This is a genomic window from Streptomyces sp. A 4/2 (genome assembly GCF_940670765.1).
Classification (GTDB): Bacteria; Actinomycetota; Actinomycetes; order Streptomycetales; family Streptomycetaceae; genus Streptomyces.
Window position 1 is genome coordinate 1 of the sequence record NZ_CALNVW010000016.1, and the last position, 23,445, is coordinate 23,445.

General features: G+C 70.2%; 12 protein-coding genes and 2 pseudogenes. 4 read left to right on the forward strand and 10 right to left on the reverse strand.

The genetic code is table 11. The features are described 5' to 3' along the window. Nucleotides 1-192 precede the first annotated feature (192 nt). The 4 genes and pseudogenes from NBY69_RS09655 to NBY69_RS09670 form a co-directional block, all read right to left on the reverse strand. Nucleotides 193-744, reverse strand: a complete 552-nt coding sequence (locus NBY69_RS09655; RefSeq protein ID WP_250299891.1) for an SMI1/KNR4 family protein — start codon at nucleotides 742-744, stop codon at nucleotides 193-195. A gap of 158 nt (nucleotides 745-902) precedes the next feature. Next, nucleotides 903-1,241, reverse strand: a pseudogene (locus NBY69_RS37615) (transposase); the annotation flags it as partial. A gap of 156 nt (nucleotides 1,242-1,397) precedes the next feature. After that, a pseudogene (locus NBY69_RS09665) lies at nucleotides 1,398-1,994 on the reverse strand (isochorismatase family protein). A 116-nt stretch (nucleotides 1,995-2,110) separates the two neighbouring features. Beyond that, the gene (locus NBY69_RS09670; protein ID WP_250299894.1) at nucleotides 2,111-2,980 is read right to left on the reverse strand and encodes an LLM class flavin-dependent oxidoreductase; all 870 of its coding nucleotides are present in this window, start codon (nucleotides 2,978-2,980) and stop codon (nucleotides 2,111-2,113) included. A 188-nt stretch (nucleotides 2,981-3,168) separates the two neighbouring features. Between NBY69_RS09670 and NBY69_RS09675 the strand changes: the two genes are divergently transcribed. Together NBY69_RS09675 and NBY69_RS09680 are read left to right on the forward strand one after the other, a co-directional pair. Then, nucleotides 3,169-4,671: an NAD(P)/FAD-dependent oxidoreductase gene (locus NBY69_RS09675; RefSeq protein WP_250299896.1), complete on the forward strand. Its 1,503-nt coding sequence runs from the start codon at nucleotides 3,169-3,171 to the stop codon at nucleotides 4,669-4,671. A 212-nt stretch (nucleotides 4,672-4,883) separates the two neighbouring features. Then, nucleotides 4,884-5,939 (forward strand): chitinase, encoded by a 1,056-nt coding sequence (locus NBY69_RS09680; RefSeq protein ID WP_374211244.1) that lies wholly within the window; start codon nucleotides 4,884-4,886, stop codon nucleotides 5,937-5,939. A gap of 81 nt (nucleotides 5,940-6,020) precedes the next feature. On the opposite strand, the gene NBY69_RS09685 is transcribed toward NBY69_RS09680, so the two are convergent. Then, on the reverse strand, nucleotides 6,021-6,752 hold the full coding sequence (locus tag NBY69_RS09685) for a chitinase (protein WP_250299898.1): 732 nt from the start codon (nucleotides 6,750-6,752) through the stop codon (nucleotides 6,021-6,023). A gap of 357 nt (nucleotides 6,753-7,109) precedes the next feature. On the opposite strand from NBY69_RS09685, the gene NBY69_RS09690 reads away from it, so the two are divergent. Both NBY69_RS09690 and NBY69_RS09695 read left to right on the forward strand, forming a co-directional pair. Further along, nucleotides 7,110-10,115, forward strand: coding sequence for a LuxR family transcriptional regulator (locus NBY69_RS09690; RefSeq protein WP_250299900.1), 3,006 nt, complete (start codon nucleotides 7,110-7,112; stop codon nucleotides 10,113-10,115). Between the two features lie 404 nt (nucleotides 10,116-10,519). Continuing rightward, nucleotides 10,520-14,338 (forward strand): kelch repeat-containing protein, encoded by a 3,819-nt coding sequence (locus NBY69_RS09695; protein WP_250299901.1) that lies wholly within the window; start codon nucleotides 10,520-10,522, stop codon nucleotides 14,336-14,338. 169 nt (nucleotides 14,339-14,507) lie between these two features. Here NBY69_RS09695 and NBY69_RS09700 read toward each other — a convergent pair whose 3' ends face one another. The 5 genes from NBY69_RS09700 to NBY69_RS09720 all read right to left on the reverse strand — a co-directional run bounded on the left by NBY69_RS09700 (nucleotide 14,508) and on the right by NBY69_RS09720 (nucleotide 23,371). Further along, nucleotides 14,508-17,375 (reverse strand): right-handed parallel beta-helix repeat-containing protein, encoded by a 2,868-nt coding sequence (locus tag NBY69_RS09700; RefSeq protein WP_250299902.1) that lies wholly within the window; start codon nucleotides 17,373-17,375, stop codon nucleotides 14,508-14,510. A gap of 197 nt (nucleotides 17,376-17,572) precedes the next feature. Further along, entirely contained in the window at nucleotides 17,573-19,171 is a 1,599-nt protein-coding gene (proP, locus tag NBY69_RS09705; RefSeq protein ID WP_374211245.1) for a glycine betaine/L-proline transporter ProP, read from the reverse strand. A gap of 126 nt (nucleotides 19,172-19,297) precedes the next feature. Then, nucleotides 19,298-20,191: a serine hydrolase gene (locus NBY69_RS09710; protein WP_250299904.1), complete on the reverse strand. Its 894-nt coding sequence runs from the start codon at nucleotides 20,189-20,191 to the stop codon at nucleotides 19,298-19,300. Between the two features lie 385 nt (nucleotides 20,192-20,576). Continuing rightward, complete coding sequence (locus NBY69_RS09715) at nucleotides 20,577-21,488, reverse strand: TIGR03619 family F420-dependent LLM class oxidoreductase (protein ID WP_250299906.1); 912 nt, start codon at nucleotides 21,486-21,488, stop codon at nucleotides 20,577-20,579. A 113-nt stretch (nucleotides 21,489-21,601) separates the two neighbouring features. Continuing rightward, a complete protein-coding gene (locus tag NBY69_RS09720) occupies nucleotides 21,602-23,371 on the reverse strand; it encodes a beta-galactosidase family protein (protein WP_250299907.1) in 1,770 nt (589 codons plus the stop codon). Nucleotides 23,372-23,445 lie beyond the last annotated feature (74 nt).

The window sequence follows — 23,445 nt, forward strand, 5'->3', positions numbered from 1 at the left end:
GGTGCTAGGCCGTGTATCGGAAGTGGATCTCGAACGGTGCGGCGAAGGTTCAAATCGCGGTGGGAGATCCAAAGTTGATCAGTCATTGACGGCGACCGGGACCCGATCGACACAGCCGCAGTAGCACAACAGAAGCAGCAGTGGGCCCGTGGTGTCGGTCGGCACCGTGGGCCTACGTGCGTACGCCGATCATCAGTCCCAGATCAGCCTGCCGCCCTGAACACGTCCAGTTGCGCCCTGCACCCCCGCAGAAATCTGCTCCATGAGGACGACCGTCTCGCTGAACAGAACGGTCAGTGACTCGTGAACTCCGAAGGATGGCGCATCCCCATCGCCGAATGAACCGATCTGACCGCTACGCACATCCAGGAACTTGCCGTAACAAGCATCATCGTCCGAGATGATCGGAATCCACTGCTCATGCCAGAAGGGAAACTCCGGATCGTCGGACGGGTCGTCGCGCTCGATCTCCATCTTGAAGTGGTACGTCCGTTCCATGGCCGCGAGTCCCAGCAAATCGCGGTTGCCGGGCACGACCCCCTCCGTGACACCCTCAGGGTCATTGTCGGCCCCGGATGCCTGGAGCCACGTCCGAAGCTCGACCGGGAAAACGACGCACATGCGCTCCTCAGCCGCAGTGATCGCTGCCGGCGGAGCGGGAGCAAGGATCGACGACGCAGTCGTCGGTGCATTCGTCTCCAGCCAGTCCACCAATCGCTGCCACGCCAACTGCACGTCCCCCATGGTCATTCCTTCCTCTGAACGTCTACCTCACGGCCTGACGGCGCACCCTACGGCCCCGGCAGCGAAGCGCCCCAGAAGCGCAACGTCGTGCGCGAGGACGACTTCGGCTGTGTGTTCTGCGGCATGAAACCTGGATCCCACCGCATGACAGCCGAGGGTCACAGCCACTCGTTGACGGCCGCGAGATGAGGACGGTCGCCTCGTAGCGGACCGCGAGCTTGTCGTACCTCGTGGCCACAGCTCGGTGTCTCTTGAGGCGGTTTGATACCGCACTCGACAGCGTGGCGCTCACCGTAGTCGACCGGGTCGAAACGTGGCGGCCGGCCGCCACGGGAGCCGCGTATTCTTCGGTTGCGCGCCTGGTCGGCCTTGTCAGGGATGGTGCAGCGGATGCCGCGGCGGTGTAGGTAGGCGCGGTTCGCGCGGGAGGCGTACGCCTTGTCAGCGCGCACGCGATCAGGGCGGACACGTGGCCGTCCCGGCCCTGCGCGAGGCACAACGGCTCCAGCACCGTCCACTGCTCGTCCGTGAGATTTTCACGCCCCATGAACCGGGATCATCCATTACTCAAGATCCATTTTCGATACACGGCCCAGGCGACCAAGATCAAGTCCTTAGCGCCAACGGCTGTACCGCTGGTCCCCAACGCCGTGTCAGGACCACGAAGCCGGGGCCGCGAACGTGACGTCCGCGGCCTGAACGGTGACCTCGGCCTCGCTGCCCAGGGCCCATGCGGCGACCCGTGAGACCGCAGCGGCCGGGATCTCCTCACTGATCCCGGGCGCCGCCGGGACGTCGTGTGTCGCGTGGGCGTCGTACGGCAGGACGACGCGGTACCCCCGGGCCAGGGCCGTGCGGGCCGTCGCCTGGACGCACATCTCCGACATCGTGCCGCAGACGGCGAGCGACCGTACGCCCGATTCGGCCAACAGGCCACCCAGTGACGTCCCTTCGAAGCCGTCGTCCCTGGTCTTGCGGATCACGGCCTCCGTGAGGCCGGGCTCGACGGGGTGGTGGAGTGCCCAGCCGGGCGTGTGTGGCTCGTCGTCCGCTCCGGGCCGCCCGTCGTTCTACACGTGGACGACGAGCGCCCCGCTGCTTCGCGCCCGCCTGATCAGGTCCGTCGTCCGGTCCAGGAGCCGGGCCGCCCCGGGAACCGCCCTGGCCCCGGAGACAGCGGCCGACTGGACATCCACCACGATCAGGGCATCAACGATCAATGCATCAGCGGGAAGCGCGCGATGGTCCATGGCGTCATCATGAACGCGGGCGCCGCGCCCTTCCAGTGATTTCGGATCATCCCCGGCGGCCCACGCTCTCGGGCTCGTCCCGCACGCCGACGACCGCGCAGTCCAGGGCCGCTGCTCTAGAAGACCGGTGGGCCTTGCTCGATGCGGTGCAGCACGGGTGCGAGCCGGTCGAGGTCGTCGCCGCTCTGCAGCTGCCGTTCGTCCCACCAGGTGGCACCGGCATCGATCAGCGGCCCGATCAGGTCGTGCGCCTTGGCCGGGGCCGCGGGGCTGACACCACCGAGAACCACCTCGAAGGGCCGGTCGTCCTGGGCGTCGCGGTGCTGCCCGACGTACGCCACCAGATCCCGGACCTGATCGGCCGGCGGAACCTGCCCGTGCCTGGCGGAGGTGAACAGCGGGACCGCGCCGTCCCAGCGGGCCGCTCGGCGCATCGGCGGGCGGTTCGGCCAGAATCCGGCGATCCAGACAGGGGGACGGGGGCGCTGCACCGAAGCGGGCAGCAGCGTCACGTCCCGGACCTGGTAGTGCCGTCCGTGGTGGTTCACCGCCTCACCCGACCAGTAGCGTTGCAGCAGGTCCAGGCCCTCGTCCAGGCGTTCCGCGAGTACGGCGGGGTCGGTGGTCTCGCCGAAGCTTCCGTACTCGTCCTCGATCGGGCCGCCGAGACCCGCGGCGAAGATCACTCTCCCGTTACTGAGGCCGTCCAAGGTGGCGACCTGGCGGGCGAGTTGATGCGGGCGCCGACGGGCTACCGGTGTGACCAGAGTGCCCAGCCTGATTCGGGACGTCGCCAACGCCGCGGCGGTCAGCAACATCCAGGGGTCCCCGAAGGCCCGGCCCTGGTGCATGCGTTTGTCGTGCACGACGTGGTCCCAGACGAACAGCCCGTCCCAGCCCGCCTGTTCGGCCGCGACCGCCACCTTCGCCACCGTCCTGGCGTCGGCGAAGTCCCCGAAGTTCGGAATGTTGATCGAGAAGCGCATTCCTGCATACTGCTCCGCCGCGACGGTCACGGCAATCGGTTGAGGGCGTAATGCCGCCACGCCCCGTCCACCGGGCCGGAATTGGCGCACAGTGATCGTGAAGAAGACACCGTGTCACCTGAATACTGTGACATCAGGGGCAGCCAGGGCCGACAGGGGCGTTGGCGACACCGGCCGGAGGTACGAGCATGGCGGACCCAGCAGCTGCGCGATCAGCCGCCCACGACGGCGGGAACGACCACCTCGGCGGCGGCGAAAAGGGCGGCAGCCGTGCCGTGTTCACCAGTGGCACGGCCACCCGTTCGCCAGGGCACCGGCAGCGCCATGCGGTGGTCGTCGGCGGAAGTATCGCGGCCCTGCTGACCGCTCGGGCACTGGTCGGGCATGCCGACCGGGTGACCGTCGTCGAACGTGACCGCTTCCCCGACGGTCCCGGGCAACGTGCGGGTGTGCCGCAGGGCAGGCACATCCATGTCCTGCTGGAGGGCGGCGCACGGGCCATGGAGGAACTACTGCCCGGCATCGTCGCCGAGCTGAGCGAGCACGGCGCACCCCGGGTCGGAATGCCCCGGGACCTCGTGCAGTGGCAGGCCGGACGCTTCTACCGCCGTACCACCACGACGGCCGATCTCCTCACCGGCTCCCGCCCCTTGCTGGAGTGGCTGGTCCGGCGTCGCGTCCTGGCCGATCCGCGGATCACCGTGATGGAGGGCACGGAGGTTGTGGGACTGCTCGGCGACGCGGCTCGCGTACGGGGCGTCCAACTGCGTGAGCGCGGCGCGCGCACCCGTACCGATGTACGGTCACTGACCGCCGATCTGGTCGTGGACGCCTCGGGTCGCGGGTCGCGCGCCCCGCAGTGGCTGGCTGCCATCGGCGCCGATCCCGCACACGAGGAGCGGATCGACACGGGCCTGTCCTACGCGACCAGGATCTACCGGAGCCCCGAGGACGCGGAGGGAGTGGAGACCGCCGGCTACTACTTCATCCCCGGTGGCGGAACCGAACGGGGCGCGGTCGCCCTGCCGTTCGAGGACGGCAGATATCTCGTCACCCTGTCGGGGCTCCGCGGGTGTGAGCCGCCTTCGGACGAGGACGCCTTCACCGAATTCACCGCGCGGCTCGCCCATCCGGTGCTGTACGAGTGGCTGTCGAAGGCCCGGCCCGAGTCCGCCGTACATTCCTTCCGCTCGACGGCCAATGTCCGGCGCCGCTACGACCGTCCAGGCCGCCGTCCGGCCGGATTCCTCGCCACCGGGGACGCGCTGTGCGCCTTCAACCCGGTGTACGGGCAAGGTATGACGGTTGCCGCGTTCGGTGCGCTCGCACTGCGGGACGCTCTGGCCGACCGACGTCGGACGCCTACCACACGGCGCGTCCAGAAGGTGCTGCTCCAGGCCTCGCGGCAGGCATGGGACATCGCGGCCGGCGCCGACAAGAACCTGCCGGCCGCCCGGGGCAACGTACGCGCCGGACGTGCGGTCGAACGGCCCGCGGTCTGGTACATGGCCCGGGTGGTCGAGCGGGCTCCGAACAACCCGGTGATCGGCACGGCGTTCCGTGGCGTCTGTGCGCTGGCCGAACCGACCAGCGCACTCTTCGCACCCGCCGTGGTGCGCGCGACCCTCTTCGGTGCGCTCCGCCCCGCGCTGACGGAACCGCCGTTGCGGCCCGAGTCCGTGGACGGCTGATCCCGGGTCGCCGCGTTCCCGGTGGCTTTCGCGGCGTTCTCCGTGGTCCGGACGGTCGGGAGCGAAGCCCCTGGGCCGACCCCACCCAAGCTGGTCCAGACCTATTGACGGCAGGTCTGGACCACTTTACGTTGAGTGGATCGCGCGGAGCCCTCGCGTCCATTTGTCAGGTCCACGCCATTTCTTGTTTCCGGTTCACGAAGGGACACGACATGATCCGTCGTACGACACGCCTCCTGGGGGTCGGCCTCGCGACGGCCGCCGCCGTGCAGATGCTCGTCGCAGCAGCGCCCCGCGCCACCCCGAGCGACGACACCTGCGCGGTCAAGTCGAGGCCCGCCGGCAAGGTGCTCCAGGGGTACTGGGAGAACTGGGACGGCGCGTCCAACGGTGTGCACCCGCCGCTGGGCTGGATCCCGGTCACCGATTCCCGCATCACCGACCACGGCTACAACGTGATCAACGCGGCCTTCCCGGTCATCCGTTCCGACGGCACCGTGCTGTGGGAGGACGGCATGGACTCGACCGTGAAGGTCCCGACGCCGACGGAGATGTGCCAGGCCAAGGCGTCCGGCCTCACGACCCTGATGTCCATCGGCGGGGCGACAGCCGGTATCGACCTCAGCTCCAGCGCTGTCGCCGACCGGTTCGTCGCGACGGTGGTACCGATCCTGAAGAAGTACAACTTCGACGGCATCGACATCGACATCGAGACCGGCCTCACCGGCAGCGGCAACATCAACGAACTGTCGGCCTCGCAGGCCAACCTCATCCGCATCATCGACGGCGTGCTCGCCCAGATGCCCTCGAACTTCGGCCTCACGATGGCACCCGAGACCGCCTACGTCACCGGGGGCAGCGTGACGTACGGCTCGATCTGGGGCGCGTACCTGCCCATCGTGAAGAAGTACGCGGACAACGGCCGGCTCTGGTGGCTGAACATGCAGTACTACAACGGCAGTATGTACGGCTGCTCCGGCGACTCGTACTCGGCCGGAACGGTGGAGGGCTTCACCGCGCAGACGGACTGCCTCGACAAGGGGCTCGTCGTCCAGGGCACCACGATCAAGGTTCCCTACGACAAGCAGGTGCCGGGGCTCCCCGCCCAACCCGGCGCCGGTGGCGGCTACATGTCGACCGGCCAGGTCGCCCAGGCCTGGGGCAACTACAACAACGGCCTCAAGGGGCTCATGACCTGGTCGCTCAACTGGGACGGGTCGGCGAACTGGACATTCGGCGACAACGTCAAGTCCCTGCAGGGGCGTTGATCTCCAGCACAAGGATCGGCCCGTGACGGCGCGGTGGGTGCGGAGGTCGGCCGCACCCACCACCGCTACGGCGGCGGCCGATCAGCAGGACAAGTTACCGCCCGCACTCGTGCCGAGGACCCCGACGAACTTCTGATAGAGGTTGATGCGGTCCTGGCGCTCGCCCGGGTTCTTGCCGTTGCACTCCAGGGCGCCGTTGATGCTGCGGATCGTCTCGCCGAAGCCCTTGTTGTGGACCATCGCGTCGTGCGCGGTCATGCTGCCCGCGCCCTTCTGGCTGTTCCAGAACCACAGACCGGTCTTCCACGAGACCGCGGCGTCCCGCTCCACCTTGTACGGGTCGTGCAGCAGGTCGATGTGCAGCGCGTCACCGGCAGCCTTGTAGTTGAAGTTCCAGCTCAGCTGCAGCGGGCCGCGCCCGTAGTAGGCGCTCTGCCCGGCCGGACAGCCGTACGGCTGCGAGGCGTCGCAGTAGTGGCTGTAGTTGGCCTTGTTCTGCTCGACGACATACTTCAGACCGCCGGTCTCATGGCTGACGTTCGCGAGGAAGGCCGCCGCCTCACGCTTCTTGGTCGTCTCGTCACCGGTATTGGCGAAGCCGGGGTAGGCCCCCAGGGCGGCGGTGAGCCCCTGGTACGTGTAGAAGGAATTGCGGCCCGGGAACATCTGGTTGAACTGGCCCTCGCTGACCACGAACCCGGCGCGGACGCTCTCGGATCCGGTGGCAGCCGAGGCAGTCAGCTGCCCGACCAGAGTGAGCGAACCGGCGAGGGCAGCGGAGGCCATCAAGGCAGTGATACGGCGTACGGACATTTTCATACTCCTTGCGCGGCTGGATGAGCCGCCGAAGCCGATCGATCGGATTTCTCCGGGTCCCGGAGCGAGACACCCGATGATCGTCCGCAGATCTTCCAGACATCAAGGGCAAAAGAAATGAACCACTCTCTTGGGTGAGTTGCCGGGCACGGCGCCAACCAGCCGTGTTCCGCGCCCGGTTGACCGGGACCCGATCCTCTCCGGCGCCGCGCGCATCGCCGCCCACCCGTCTCCGGCCGCCCGCACGCCTCGCGACGGCCACGGCCCCGCCCCCTCTGGCGCATATGTATTCGGCAAGGTGAGAATGTGGCTGCCGGGCCGTCCGGCGCACACGGCGGTACGGAGGCACGAGCTATGCGCGCCAGGGCGCAGGCGGACAGACACAGCGCAGCAGGCGACCCGTCCGGCCTCCTCCCCGTGCTGCGCCCGCCCAGGCTCGTCGGCCGCGAGGACGAACTCCGTTCCTTCACCGACGCGTTGGCGCAGCCACCGGCCGTGGTACTGGTCGAGGGGGAAGCCGGGATCGGCAAGAGCCGCCTGGTGCGCGAGGCGCTCGCCGGGCACTGCGGCACGGGGCGCCCACTGATCGCCGTATGCCCGCCGTTCCGCGAAGCTCTCACCCTCGGCCCCCTGGTGGACGCGGTCCGGGACGCCTGTCCCGACGGGGTCGCGGGCCTCGCGCTGACTCCCCTCGCGGGCGCGCTGCGGCCCCTCCTGCCCGAGTGGGCCGACGACCTCCCGGCCGCGCCCGAACCGGCTGCCGACGCGGGCGCGGCCCGGCACCGCCTGTTACGGGCACTCGCCGAACTCCTCGACCGCCTCGGCGTCTCCCCTCTCGTGATCGAAGATGTCCACTGGGCGGACGACGCCACCCTCGACTTCCTGCTCTTCCTCACCTCCAGTCCCACTCGCGACCTCGGCCTCGTCCTCACCTACCGCCCTGAGGACGTCCCCTCCGACTCGCTGCTGCCCCGCCTGACGTCCCGGCCGAGCGCGGGCGTCCGCCAGACCCGCATCACCCTCGGTCCGCTCGACGTGTCGCGCACCGCCGAGCTGGTCTCCTCCATGCTTGACGACGAGCGGGTCTCCGAGGCCTTCTCCGCCTTCCTGCGGGAGCGCACCGACGGCATCCCGCTCGCGCTGGAGGAATCGGTCCGGCTGCTGCGCGACCGTGCCGACCTGGTCCGACGCGACGACGAGTGGGTACGTCACGCGCTCGCGGACATCGCCGTCCCGCCGACCATCCGCGACGCGGTCAGCGAGCGCGCCGCCCGGCTGGGGCCCGATGCCGGACGTCTCCTCCAGGCTGCCGCCGTGATCGGCGAACCCGCCGAGGAGTCCGTGCTGTTCAGCGTGAGCGGCCTGCCGGAGGAACGCGCCCGCTCCGCCGTCGAGGCGGCGATCCGCAGCGGGCTGCTGACCGACGACGACTTCGGCCGGGTCGCCTTCCGGCACGTGCTCGCCGTGCGGGCGGTGTACGACGGCCTGACCGCGACCGACCGGCGCCGGCTGCACCGCAGGGCCGGGGACGCGCTGGAGACCGCCGGGCAGCCGTCCGCTTCCCGGCTGGCCCGGCACTTCCGTGAGGCGGGCGACACCGGACGATGGGGGAGGTACGGCGAACAGGCCGCCGATCTGGCCCTCGCCGCGGGTGACCACGCCACCGCCGTCGCCTTCCTCAAGGACCTGCTGGCCCGCCCCGGTCTGCCCGCCCCGGCCGTCACGCGCCTCGTACAGAAGATCCCGCTGCTCGCCATCGGCGGCTTTCCCGACCGGGCCGCGTTGATCCGTACGCTGCGCGCCTTCCTCGGCAGCGGCGCCCTGTCCCCGCGCGACAGCGCGGAGGTCCGTGCCCAGCTCGGCCGGCTGCTGATCGACGCCGGGGAGTACGGGGCCGGGACAGCCGAACTCGAACGGGCGCTGCCCGGCCTGTCCGACGAACCACTCGTCGTGGCCCGCGCCATGACCGTGCTCGGGGTACCCACCGGTTCCCCGGTGCCCGCCGCCCACCACCGGCGCTGGCTCGACCGCGCCGCGGAGCTCGTCGAACGCGAGGTCCCGCCCGCCGCGCGCCTGCCGTTCCTGGTCGACCACTCCAACGCGCTGCTCAGTCTCGGACAGCCCGACGGCTGGGCCGGTCTCGCGGCGCTCCCCGAGGACTCCGCTGACGCCGACCACGTACTGCACCTGGACCGCAGCAAGCTCAACGCGGGCGACGCCGCCATGCACTGGGGCCGCTACGAACAGGCCGGCCGGTGGCTCGACGACGCACTCGACCGTGCCGAGCGCCACCACTTCCAGGGACTGCACGATCTGATCAGGGCGACCCGGGTCCACCTGGACTGGTTCACCGGCCGCTGGGACGGCCTGGCCGGACGCGCGGCGGCGCTGGCCGATGTCGGCTCGGAGCCGCGGGTCCGGCTGGAGGGAATGCTCCTGACCGGTCTGCGGAGCCGCGCCGACGGCGACCTGCGGGCCGCGGAGGAGAACCTCGACGAGGTGTTCCAGGAGGGTCTGCGGCGCGACGTCATCGAGATGCAGCTCGAACCGGCCGCCGCACTCGCCGGTATAGCCCTCGCCCGCGGCGACACCGACCAGGCGCTCGCGCTCACCGACAACGCGGTGCGGGTCGTGGTGGGCAAGGAGATCTGGCTGTGGGGCACCGAGGTACTGCCGGTGCGCGTCCAGGGGCTGCTGGCCGCGGGCCGGTCCGAGGAGGCCGAGCGGATCGCGGAGGGTTTCGCACGCGGGCTGCTGGACTGTGATGCGGCGGCGCCCGCAGCGGCGCTCGCCGTCTGCCGGGCGCTGCTCACCGAAGGCCCGGGGCGCCACCGTGAGGCCGCCGAAGCATGGGAGAGCGCTGCTGCGGCGTGGCGGGCACTCCCCCGCCCGTACGATGCGCTGCTCGCCTCGGAACGGGCGGCGCTCTGCCGGCTCACGGCGAACGGCAGCACCGAGGGCAGCGCCGATAGCAGCGCGAACGGCAGCCCGGAAAGCAGCGCGGACTGCTTGGATCAACTGAGCTCACTGCACGGCCAGTTGGTCACTCTGGGGGCGCGTGGTGACGCCGAGCGGATCGCCGGCACACTCCGGGAACACGGCAGAGAACCCCGGCCGGTGTGGCGTGGCGGCCGACGGGGGTACGGTGACCGGCTCTCGCCGCGCGAGACGGAGGTGGTCAGGCTGCTGCTCAACGGCCTGACCAATCGTGAGATCGCGGCCGTGCTGTGCCGCTCGCCCAAGACCGTCGCGACGCAGCTGAATTCGGCGATGCGCAAGCACGGGGTGACCTCGCGGACGGCGTTGGCCCTGGGAGCGGCGCGCGCCGGAGTGACTCCGGCGGACCCGGACATCTCGTAGCGGCCGGGGCGGGACCGGCGACAGGACGAACCGCCGACCGGCCTCGCGGAAGGTTTTTTGGGTCATCCGCCGCATCGCAAAGCCCGTGCCGCGCCGCCCATACTCCTGTGCGGACCACCTGTCCCCAACCCCCGCGAGAGCGAAACCGATCCTGTGAGCACCCCAGGCGACGCCTCCCGTCGCACCGACGGTCAGGACCCTCGTCCCGAACCACTCCCCGATCCGAGCGATTCCGCCGAGGCCCCCGCGGTGGAGCCGTCCGACGCTTCCGGTCCCCGGCAGCAGCCGCCGTCCGCAGCCACGGACGGCGGCTACGAACCGCTCTGAACGGCCGCCACTTCCCCACCGACTTCCCCTCCGTGTTCTCCCTCCGTGTTCTCCCCCGTGCTGAAAGGCTGCTCGCCTTGAGACCCAGTCGAGGGCGCATACGCGCCCGAACATGCCTGCTGCTGGCCGGATGTCTCGGCTTCGCCGTCCTGTCCGCCGGACCGGCCTCGGCCGATCCGGCCACCCGCTCCGGCTCCGCCCCGACCGCCCCCGAGGCCCCGGCCGGCGGGCTGGACCGGCCCGACTACGCACCCGCCGGCTGCAACTCCCCCGATGTCGCACAGGGCGTGGCCCGCTGCTTCGCCATGGTGAGGACCGGCTCGAACCACGCGATCAGGTCGGCCGTCCCGGGTCCGCCGGCCACCGCCCTCGGCCCGGCCGACATCAAGGCCGCCTACCACCTGCCCGACGGCGGCGAGGGCCGGACGGTGGCGATCGTCGACGCCTTCGGTGACTCCCACGCCGAGGACGACCTGGCCGCCTTCCGGAAGCACTACGGGCTCCCCGCGTGCACCACCGCCAACGGCTGCTTCCGCAAGGTCGACCAGAACGGCGGCACGGACTACCCCGCCGACGACACCGGCTGGGCCACCGAGACCGCGCTCGACATCGACGCGGTCTCCGCCGCCTGCCCGGCCTGCAAGATCCTTCTGGTGCAGGGCGATTCGGCCGATGTGAACGATCTCGGCGCCGGGGTCGACACCGCTGTCCGGCTCGGCGCCAAGTACGTGTCGAACTCGTACGGCATCGCGGGCGAGACCCCCGAAGAGGCCACGTACGACCAGCACTACGACCATCCCGGCGTCGCCATCACCGCTTCCACCGGAGACACCGGCCATGTGCAGAACTGGCCCGCGGTGAATCCGCGGGTCGTCTCCGTCGGCGGCACCACACTGGTCCGGGAGCCGGGCAGTGACCGCGGTTGGGACGAGTCCGCGTGGGCGTCCGGCGGCTCCGGCTGCTCGCTCTACGAGGCCGAACCGGCGTACCAGCAGAACCTGGTCACCGGGTGCGACACCCGGTCGACGGCGGACATCTCCGCCGACGCCGACCCCGCGTCCGGCCTCGGCATCTACGACACCCTCGGCAGCGACGGCTGGTTGCAGGTGGGGGGCACCAGCCTCTCCTCGCCGCTGGTCGCCGCCATGTACGCGCTGGCCGGTGACCCCGAGCCGGGTACCTACCCGGTGACCTACCCGTATCTGAACGGCACCGGGCTCAACGATGTCACCAAGGGCGGCAACGACTCCGACGGCACCTGCGAGGACATCACCTGCACCGCGGGGGACGGCTACGACGGCCCCACCGGTCTGGGCACCCCGGACGGTCTGCGCGCGCTGACGTTCGGCGTCAGCGGGACGCTCACCGGACGCATCACCGACAAGGCGTCCGGTGACCCGGTCGCCGGCGCCACCGTGCTCGCCGAGGACAAGGCCGACGGCCGCAGCTACCACACACTCACCGGCCCGGACGGCCGGTACACCCTGCCCGCCGCGGTAGGCACCTACGACGTGACAGCTTCCGTGTTCGGCTACGGACGGTCCGTGCAGTCGGGCGTCGAGGTCACCAAGGACACCTCGACCGGCACGGACCTCGCCCTGTCCAGGACACCCAGCCACCGGGTCACCGGCAAGGTGACCGACAACTCCGGCCACGGCTGGCCGCTGTACGCGGGCATCACCGTGGACGGCTACCCCTACGGCACGGTCTTCACCGACCCGGCCACCGGCAAGTACTCAGTCGATCTGCCGGACGGCGCCACCTACCGGCTGCACGTCACTCCGGTCTCACCCGGGTACGAGCGCACCGATCTCAGCGTCCCCGTCGACACGGCGGACGTACGGAGCGACGTCAAGGCCGTGGTGGACAGGTCAACGTGTGTGGCACCCGGCTACTCCTTCGCGGGCAGCGCCGACTTCGAGGGCTGGACCGGCACCGAGGCGGGCAAGGGCTGGAGCGTGACGGGCGGCGGAGCGGCTCACGGCTGGGAGTTCGACGCCCCGGGGAACCTGCCGAACCTCACGGGGGGCGACGGCAACTTCGCGGCTGCGGCCCCCCTCGCGTACGACTCCGGCAGCGAGGACACCACCCTGGTGTCGCCGGTCGTGGATCTGCGCGGCCGGACACCGGAGCTCCAGCTCGACACCGCTTACCTGATGTCCGACACCAGCTCCGCGGACATCGATGTGACCACTGACGGCGGCCGGACGTGGACCACCGAGTGGCACGGCGCGGAGAGCGCGGGCGGTCATCTCACCGTCCCGCTGCCGCACGCCGCCGACCGGTCCCGTGTCCAGGTCCGCTTCCACTACAAGGGGAGCGGGACGACCCTGTGGCAGATCGACGACATCCACATCGGTTCGTGCACGGCCACCCCCGGCGCATTGCTCACCGGAACCGTCTCGGACGCCAACACCGGTAAGCCCGTCAACGGTGCGACCGTGACCGACAAGGCCGCTTCCGACGCCCCCGCCGTCAGCACGGCCACCCCGGACGACCAGGCCACCGCGGACGGCCGCTACACACTCTTCGTCCCCGGCACCGGCCGGCACACCCTCGCCACCGCCGCGGCCCGGTACGCGACGTCGACCCGTACGGTCAAGGCCGGTACCGACCAACTGGCCCAGGTGGAACTGCCCTTGCAGACCGGTCACGTGGTCGCCACCTCCCGGGTGTCCCTCGACGCCGAACAGGGCCGCCGGGCGACCAGGACCGTCACCCTCACCAACACCGGCAGGGCGCCGGTACGGGTCGCTCTCGGCGAGCAGACCACCGCGCCGAGCGCGGGTTCGGCGGCCCCGAGCGCCTGGCGCACGATCGCCGACTACCCCGAGCCGGTCATGGACAACATCGGCGGCACCTACCAGGGCAAGCTCTACTCCGTAGGCGGGATCAACCGGGTCGTCGGAGCGACCATCACCCGGCACGGTTACGTCCACGACCCGGCATCCGACTCCTGGAGCAGGATCGCCGACCTGCCGGAGCCGCTGTCCGCGACGGCCGGGGGCTTCCTCGACGGCACGCTGTACGTGGCGGGCGGCATCGGCGGGGACGAACAGCAGCCGCGGTCAGCGGTGTACGCCTACCACCCGGCGAGCAACAGCTGGACCAGGGCCGCCGACCTGCCGACGGCCGTCGCGACGGCGGGCTCCGCGGTCATCGACGGCAAGCTCTACGTCGTGGGCGGCTGCACCGGGGAGAGCTGCGCCACCCCGCTCGCGTCGCTCTACCGCTACGACCCGGCCGCCGACCACTGGACCCGTCTGGCCGACCGTCCGCTGGCCATCGACTGGGCGGGCTGCGCCGGTGTCTCCGACGCGATCGACTGCGTCGGTGGCTACGGTTCGGAGGGCGCCACGGCGGCGGGATACTCCTACCACCCGCGGACCAACACCTGGACCAGGCTGCCCGACGCACCGTTCACCGCGGCTGCGGCGTCCGTCGTGGGTGCCAATGGCAGGCTGCAGGTCATGGGCGGCTACGAGGTGGGCGCGTCCCTCAGGGACGCGGCCGAGTACGACCCGGTGTCCAACCGCTGGACCCGGATGCCCGCCACCGGCCAGGCGTCATGGCGCGCCGCCTCGGCTTGCGGCCTGTACCGGATCGGCGGTGGCGGGAGCGGCAAGTCCACCAACGTGGGGACCACGGGCGCCCAGTTGCTTCCCGGTTACGACCAGTGCGAGGGCGACGACGTGTCCTGGCTGTCGGAGAACCGCACCCGGTTCACCCTCGCCCCCGGTCACTCGGTCGAGGTCCGCGTGACCGCGGACGCCGGAGCGGTCGCCTCGCCCGGCCGGTACAAGGCGGAGCTGACCGTCGGCACCGACTCCCCGTACGCCGGCCAGACCATTGCGGTCGTCCTGCAGGCCGACCCGGCGAAGGGACATCACCACTGACCCCGTGAAGGGTCCTGCACAACCCCCTGCACAGGCCCCTGCACAGGCCTGACCGCCCGCCGGGAGTTCCTCGTTCCGTCGCCCCTTCTCCGGGGCGGCGGCGGGGTTCCGGCGGGCGGTCCGTCGTTCGCCCGGCGGCTCGACGGCGCCGGCGGGCAGGAAGCTTCGGTCAGCTCCGTACGGTGAAGCCGTCGACGATCATGTACTGGCCGCTCTTCATCACGCCCGTGAGGGTGTGCACGCCCGGGGAGAGCCCGCTGACCGAGTAGAGCGTCTTCTGGTACTCGCGCGTATCGCTGGTGGCGTCGACGGTCTTCCGGAAGACCCCGTCGACGGAGATGTCGATGGTCCCCTCGTCCGCGTTGAGCTCGGTGAGGAGGTCCGCTCCGGTCCCGTTGAAGGTGAAGGAGAAGGAATCGCCCACGGTGGTGGTCGCGTCGATGTCGTCCTGGAAGGAGTTCAGGCCGCCCGCCCGTGCGCCTCTCCATCCCCAGCCGGCCCCCGTGTAGGTGACACCGGCTGTGTTGTTGTACTGCTGGGCGCCGGTGGGCTTGACGAAGGTGACGGTGGTCGCGGACTGGGCGCGCCAGATCAGCGCGGTGACGGTGCTGCCGGGGGCGAGCCGGTTGTAGACCGTCCAGAAGCTGTCGCGGTCCGTCACCGCGGTCCCGTTCACCTCCCGGATCACGTCGAGGGGCCGCAGTCCCTGCCCGTAGGCGTACGAGGTGGAGGGCACGGCCTGCAGGTAGAGACCGTCGAAGTCGCCGAGCCCGACGGCGGACTGGGTGGCCTTGTCGTAGACCTGCCGGACGGTGGCTCCCATGAGCGGTTCGGGCTGCGTCTGGATCACGGTGTCGGGTACGGGAGCGGCCGGCCAGGTGACCGCGGGAGGTGTCGCCTCTCCGGCGGTTCCGGTGCCGAACCGGTCCATGGGGAAGTTGACGAAGCCGAGGGCCACCGCGGGAGAGCCGGACGCGAGGGTGTAGTCCGTCATCCCGGGAGAGTCCCAGGGGGATCCGTGGGTGAACTGCGGGTCCGCGGTGACGGAATGGGCGTCCAGCTTGGCGGCGCTCCACACGTCGGGCAGTGCGACCGGCCGGTCGTTGTCCCAGAACAGGTTCTTGTCCACGGTGTACTTCGCGGCGGCCGGATCGCTCCCGGTGAGCGAGTAGGGCGAGCCGGTCAGGATGACGTTCCTGGTGAGGGAGTCGTCGTTGTCGCGGTGCGAGATCTGCTCGTAGACCGATCCGTTGACCAGGATGTTGTTGCTGACCGTCCGGCGGAAACCGTCACGCAGTTTGATGCCGGCGTTGAGCAGGAGGTTGTTCTTCACGATGTAGTTGCTGGAGCCGTCGTCCAGGTCGATGGCCCATTCGCTGTTGTGCCAGATGCGGTTGTTGCTGATGGTGATCGGCTGGACGACATCGAGCAGTGCATAGCTCTTCTGCAGGGCGTCCGACTCCGCGCTGGGGTTGATGCTCGGACCGGCGATGGGCCAGTACCTGTCCCGGCCCCAGGCGTTGATCGGCCCGTGGTCCGAGGTCTCCTTCACGCAGTCGAAGATGTCGTTGTACTGGATCCGGTGGCCGCCCCAGGTGCCGTCGTTGATGTTGACGCCCGACCGGGGACTGCCGTGAATGGTGTTGTGGGCGACCGTGACCCGGCTGCTCATCGAGATGTTGACGCCGGCGCTCTGCTTCTCGAAGCGGCCCATGTCGGCCATGCTGTTGTAGCTGACAGTGATGTCGCGGGGGTAGTCCTCGGTTCTCGGACCGGGGGTCAGGTCGGTGGGCGGATCGACCATGTGCGCCCAGGTCGAGGGATTGCGCACCGCCTCGGTGGAGCCGACTACCTGGACGTCGCTGGCGCCGGAGCCGGTGAAGCGGTTCCTGGTGATGACATCGCCCTTGTTGTACCCGTCGACGAAGACGCCGTTGCCGCCGACCTGGGCGAAGGCGGAGCGGGAGACGGTGATGTTCCTGGCGTTCTTGAGGTGGACGGCGCCGGCCCGCGCTATGGCCCAGTCGCCGAGTTGCAGCGGCTCGTAGGGGGTGTCGAACAGTGTCCGGTGTGTCTCGGTGTAGGTGAAGCCGTCGAACGTGAGGTCGTGCACCGGCTTCGCGGCGGACGAGCCTTCGACGCGGACGAGTTCGTCCAGTTCCGCCGTTTCCACGGTGGCCGACGAGAGATCGGTCCCGGCCGGGGGTATCACGTACAGCTTCCCGGCAGCCTTGTCGTAGAACCACTCGCCGGGCGCGTCGAGTTCCTCGAAGATGCCTTCCGCCACGACGTGGTTGGTGTCCACGTCGCCACCGCGGTTGTTGTCGCCGACCCACTTGGTCTGCAGGGCGGAGTTGCTGCGCCCGGTGATCGTGTAGTCGTTGCCGCCCCAGTCGGACGAGTGCAGTCCGCGGATGTCACCGGTGGTGGGGTTCTTCCAGGCCGCGGAGCGTGCGTTCAGGGTGGCCATGGTGGTGGAGCCGCCCAGCACCGCGGTGTTGGGGTCGAAGTTCGGGAACCGGGCGAGCACCTGCTGGGTTCCGCCCACGAACAGCCCGTCGATCTTCAGGCCGGCGCCGACCTTCGCGACCTGGACCGCGGAGTTGTGCGGGTCGGCCGACCATGCGGCCGTCACCCGGCGCCCTCCGCTCAGTACGGCCTTCTCGCCCGGGTAGGAGGAGTACGTCACGGGGGCGGACGCCGTGCCGGAGTCCGCTTCGTCGAACGTCAGCGTGCCGGCGAGGTGGTAGGTGCCGCCGCGGACCCATACGTGGACCGCTCGGCCCTTCCTGGTTGCCTTCCGTGCGGCGGTCCGGGCAGCCGCCAGGGTCCGGAACGGCTTGTGCAGGGACCCGGAGTTGTGGTCGTTGCCGCTGGTAGACACGTAGAGGCTGGTCCCTGACGGCCCGTGGGCCGCCCACGCGTCGGTCGCGGTGAGCGCGGGGGCGCCCAGCGCCACGGCCGCGAGTACCGCCACTGCGGCAAGCCGCTTCGGGGCGGCTCTGCCTCCTGGTCTGCGAGTTGAGCTGCGGTGCACGTCTGACACTCCCTGACGAGGTAGGCCGAACTCCGCGTCGCCGTACGGACGCGATGGTGCGGAACTCTGCTCTCCGTCGCCATTGAGTGTCAATAGATCCGACGTTGCATGCGGGATATCGCCCCAAATCCAAGACGATCACGGCAATGCCCGGCAAGTGCTCCGATGACTACCGTCAGGGATACGTCGCCGCTGCTCTACTCGTGCTTCGTACCGTTGTGCCGGGCCCATGGGTGCCGCAGGTGGATCCAGACGTCCCGGGCCCGCCGTCCGGCCTCGGTGCGGCTGGCCGCGACGAGCGAGCGCGCCTGGTCGACGCTCTCCACCATGGGGCCGGATCCCAGCAGCGGCTTGCCCGCCGTCTCGTGCAGGAAGTAGGTGGAGACGAGTCCGACGACGCCCGCGACCATCAAGTAGTAAGCAGGGACCATGTCGTTCCCGGTCGCCTCCACCAGCGCCGAGGCGACCAGGGGCGTCGTACCGCCGAAGAGGGAGACCGATACGTTGAACGAGATCGACAGGGCCCCGTAGCGCAGCCGGGTCGGGAAGAGCGCGGGGAGCGTGGACGCCGAGGTACCGGCGAAGCACACCAGCAGCAGCCCCAGGATGAGGCAGCCGAACGCGGGCAGCAGAATGCCGCCCTCGCGGATCAGGAGCATCGCCGGGAACGCCAGGACGATCAGTGCGATGCTGCCCGCCATGAAGACGGGCCGGCGCCCCCAGCGGTCGGAGGTACGGCCCACGGTGGTGATGGTGAGCACCACCACGATCATGGTGCCGAGCACCAGCAGCTGGGCGGTGAGGGCGTCCTGACCTAGCGTCTCCGTCATGAAGGTCGGCAGGTACGAGGTCACCATGTAGTTGGTGACGTTGTAGAGCAGGACCAGCCCCATGCAGACGAGTACCGCCTGCCAGTGCTGGGTGAAGATCTCCTTCAGCCGCCCCTTGCCGGACTGCCGGGCCACCTCCACGGGGTCCTCGTCGCCCTCCGGGTGGGGTTCGCGCGCGTACTGGGCGGCGTTCTCCTCCGCCTGCTGCTTGAAGGCCGGGGTCTCCTCCAGCCGCAGCCGCATGTACAGGCCGATCAGCCCGAGTGGTCCGGCGATCAGGAAGGGCAGCCGCCAGCCCCAGTGCACCATCCCGTCGTGGCCGAGGGCGGCGGTGAGTACCGTGACGATGCCGGAGCCGAGCGAGTAGCCGACGAACGTGCCGAAGTCCAGCCAACTGCCCAGGAATCCGCGCCTCTTGTCCGGTGAGTACTCGGCGATGTAGGTGGTGGCGCCTGCGTATTCACCGCCCGTGGAGAAACCCTGGACGAGCCGGCAGACGAGCAGCAGGATCGGTGCGGTGAACCCGATCGAGTCGTAACTCGGCAGGAAGGCGACGGCGAACGTGCTGATCGCCATCATGATCATGGTGGCGGCGAGTACCCGTTTGCGGCCGATCCGGTCGCCGAGCGGACCGAACACCAAACCGCCCAGGGGCCGGACGAGGAAGGCCGCGGCGAAGGTCGCGAAGGTGGAGACCACCTGGGTCCCCGGCGAGCTCGACGGGAAGAACACTTCGCCCAGGATGCCCGCCAGATAGGCGTACACCCCGAAGTCGAACCACTCCATCATGTTGCCGAGCGCGGACGCCGACACGGCCCGGCGCACCTCAGGCTTGTCGGTGACCGTCACGTCCCCGGCGCTCAGCGACCTCTTGCGCCGCCGCAGCAGGATGCGAAGCAGCCGGTCGTTCGCGGAGCCGGCTCGACCGGCCGGGCGTGTGCCTCGTCGGGGGCGTCCCGTGCTCATGTGATCCCGTCCGTCGGGCGGCTTCGCCGCGTTCGTCCTCGCTCCGGTCCCCCTCCGACCAGTTTCAGCGGAGAACCGCGGGAATCCGCGCGGCGGCGCGCCTTCGGGTACGACTGAACTGCGGGATCAGCGGTTCGCTGTCGCGGACGCTCCGTTCAGGTCCTGGTGGATGACGCGGGATGCCGCCTCGATGGTGCCGACGCCGTACTTCATGGTCTTGTTGCCGCTCGACAGCACGGCCATGCCGTAGTCGTGGCCGCTCCCGGTGAATGCGCCGACGCTGTGGACCCGCCATGCGTCGTCGGTCGTCCGCGACAGCCAGCCGTTCTTGACGTGGGCCGTGGCCGAGGCGGGAGATCCCGCGGGGACGCCCCAGCGCTGGTCGGCGGCGACATGGCTCATCAGCCCGAGGGCGTAGTTGCGTGCCGACGTGTCGAGCACCGCGTTCTCCGTGGTCAGCAGCCGCATCAGGGTGACCTGGTCGGCGGCGGTGATCTGGGTGAGGCCCCACGATCCGCCCGCGCCCGGGACCGTGTCCCGCATCTTGGCCAGGTCCAGGAAGTGCTGGATGCCCTTCGGCCCGATCTGGCGCCACAGGGCGGAGGTCGAGTCGTTGTCCGACTTGGTGATCATCGCGGTGGTCAGTTTCACCTCGCGCGGTGTGAGATCGCGGTGCGCCTCCCCGGCCTGCCGCAGCAGCGCGCCGAGCACCGTGACCTTCACCACACTGGCCGAGTCGAAATGCGTGTCCGCCCTGAGCTCACAGCTGGTGCCGGTGCTCCGGTCATAGACGGCCAGCGCCGATGCGCCTTGGCGTCCCTTGAGCGCGTGGGCGATGTCACGCGACAGTTCGGGGGCCAGACCCGGCACCTTCGAGGTGCATACGACCGGCGAGCCCCCCGCGGAGGCGCTCGCGGCAGGGGCCGGGGCCGCGGCGGTGAGCGCGGTGAGCACAGTCCCGGCGGCCAGGGAAGCGGCCAGTCCGCGCCGTGCGCAGCGCGATATACGTGATCGGTGCATGAGCGTGTGTCCTGTCCCGCTGTGGGTCGGGGGCCGTACGGCCGGACCTCGCACGGCCGGCTGGAGCGCCGGTCTGCCGCTGTCCTGCCGGAGTCACGCCCGGCAAGGGGGCCGAACGGGCCGTCCGGCGTCGCGGGGCCCGTGGAGGAGGTCGCCGATCCGGGAGGCCGATCCGCCGTGCAGCTCGGCTCGGGTCCCGTTCATGGGTCAGGACAACCGTACGGGCAGCCCGGACGGACACAGCGAGAAATTCGGGCTATTTGTCCGAAATGAGAAGTATGTCGCTACGTGATGTTCATCAACCCGCGCGGCCGTCGGGTCGGCGGGTGCACCCGGGCCTCCGGCGCTGTCCGCGCAGGGGAACAGCGCCGGAGGCGTGGCGGGCTCAGCGGATGGTTCCCGTTGCCGGGTCCAGGACCTTCTCCGTGAGGAGTTCCAGGAGGCGGCGGTCGTCGGCCGCCGTACCGCGCAGGCCGGGCGAGTCCGGGTTGGTGTCGAGAAGCAGGTGGGTGGCGCCCAGCTCGGCGAGGGCGGTGAGGTCCTCGCGGATCTGGTCGACCGTGCCGTGCCCGACCGGGTGCTCCCCGTCGAGCCGCGCCTCGGTGATCCGCACCTGGAGCCGGGGTACGAGCGCGGGCGTCGGCCGCTCCGCGCGTTCCGCCTGCTCCGCGAGAACCGGGAGCGCCGCGCGCATCGCGGACAGGGTCGCCAGATAGGGGTGCCAGCCCTCGCCGAGCCGGGCGGCACGCCTGAGCGCCGTCGCCGAGTTGCCGCCTACCCAGACCGGCAGCCGCGGCGCGGTCGCGGGGGCCGGAGCGGTGCACACCCCCTCGTACGAGACGTACTCGCCCCGGAAGGTGGTGGGGTCTTCGGACCAGGCGGCGCGGATCGCGGTCAGGTACTCGTCCGTGATGCGGCCCCGCTCGGCGAACGGCACGCCCAGAGCGGCGTATTCGGCCCGCGACCAGCCGACGCCCGCGCCGAGGATGAACCCGTCGGCGTTCAGGCAGTCGATGTTGGCGGCCAGCCGGGCGGTGTGCAGCGGGTGCCGGTAGGGGATCACGGTCACCGTGGTCCCGAGTGTGAGTCCGGGCACCCGTCCCGCGATGTGGGACGCGAGCACGAACTGGTCGTAGAACGGGGCCGGGTACGCCTCTTGCACATCGGCGGTCACTGCGACGTGGTCGGAGATCATCGCGAACGAATATCCCAATTCCCTTGCGTACACTGCCTGTTGCAGGAGTGTGGCAGGTACGGTGCCGGGGCCGAAGTTGAGAATGTTCACGCCGAATTTCATCCGCAGAGCCTAACAACCCGGTCTGCGCCCTCGCGGTCTCGCCTGATCCGACAGTCCCGCATGGCCCCGGCCCGTGGAGGGAACGGACCGGTGCCGGTGGGACGGTCGGCGGTTCAGCCCTGGAGGCCCAGATCTGCCGTGTCGAGGATCTCGATCCGCTCGCCCGGCCGGTGCAGTTCGAGGATCACGAGCTCGTTGCGGCCGGCCCGCCACACCGGCGCGGGGGCGTAGAGCGTGCGCTGGGGGCCGCGGTCCCAATAGCGGCCCAGGGCGAAGCCGTTGAGCCAGACCTGGCCCTTGGTCCAGCCCGGCAGGGCGAGGAAACCATCGGCCGGAGCCGGGATCTCCACCTCTGCCCGGTGGAAGGCCGGGCCTTCGACGGCTTCGGGTGCCCCGAACCGCAGGGCGCTCGGATCGGTCAGCGGGAGAGGGCGGATCTCCCAACCGGACTGGTACTGGGTGTCGATCCGGACCCCGCCGCTGATGCCCTTGCGATCCTCCAGCCAGGGGCCGTAGTTGACCCGCCCCATGTTCTCCACCAGCAGGTCGAGCTGGGCTCCGGTCCCGGGAACGCTGATCGCCAGCGCGTCCAGTGGCCCGTCACGCTCCAGGAGACCGATCGGCTCTCCGTCCAGGAACACCTGGGCCCGGTCGGCCAGGCCGTGCACGCGCAGGGTCGATTCGGGGAACGGCCCGCGCAGTCGGGTGCGGTAGTGGATCAGGCCGAGTGACTGGCCCAGCGCCTCCATCGGCTCGGGCGAGAGCCGGTGGTGCGGGGTGGACAGCTCGTCCAGGCAGTTCAGCAGCGCCACCGTCCCGCTCGGGCCGACCGTCTGCGGGGCAAGCCGGGCCGGCTGCGCGGGCGCCTCGTGCCCGATCGGGCCGCGGTACCGCTCGATGACCTCGCGGAAGACGTGGAACTTCTCGGTCAGCTCCCCCGCCTCCCCGACCGGAGCGTCGTAGTCGTAGCTCGTGCAGGTGGACCGGTAGTCGGATTCGTCGCGGTTGGCGCCGTTCCACCAGCCGAAGTTGGTGCCGCCGTGGCCCATGTAGAGGTTGACCGAGGCGCCCCGGGACAGCATCCGGTCCAGTTCCGCGCCGGCCTCGCGCGGGTCGCGGACGTGGTGGTGCTCGCCCCAGTGGTCGAACCACCCGTGCCAGTACTCGGAGCACATCAGCGGGCCGGCCGGCTGGTGGCGGCGCAGGGTGTCGAGCGCCTCCTCCGGCTGCGAGCCGAACGTCGCGGTGGCCAAGGTACCGGGCAGGATGCCACCGCGCAGCACTCCATCGGTGGGACCGTCGGCCGTGAACAGCAGGCAGTCCACACCGCGTTGGCGCAAGCCCTGCCGCAGGTGGTCGAGGTAGGCGGTGTCGGTGCCGTAACTGCCGTACTCGTTCTCGATCTGGACGGCGACCACTCGCCCACCCCGGCCGGCGAGGAGCGGGCGCAGAACGGGGACCAGCTGGTCGAACCAGGCGTCCACGGCGGCCAGATAGCGCGGGTCGCTGCGGCGCAGGCGCAGCGTGGGATCGGCGAGGAGCCAGGCCGGCAGGCCGCCGAACTCCCACTCGGCGCAGATGTAGGGGCCGGGCCGCACGATCACGTCCAGGTCGAGGTGTGCGGCGGTGCGGATGAAGCGGGTGATGTCGGCCTGACCGGAGAAGTCGGTCCGGTCGGGGGTCGGCTGGTGCAGGTTCCAGGCGATGTAGGTCTCGATGGTGTTGACGCCCATGGCGCGCAGTCGGCGCAGCCGGTCCTCCCACAGCTCGGGGTGGACCCGGAAGTAGTGGATGGCGGCGGAGATGATCTGGTGGGGGCGGCCACCGCGCAGGAACCCGTGGTCGGTCGTGGTCAGTTCGGCGTCAGGGCGAAGACGGGCCACAACTACTCCCTGTGGTCGAGTGGTTTCAGGTGCTGACGGTCGTCGTGGCGGTGGGGCGGGCGACGGCCTCTGCG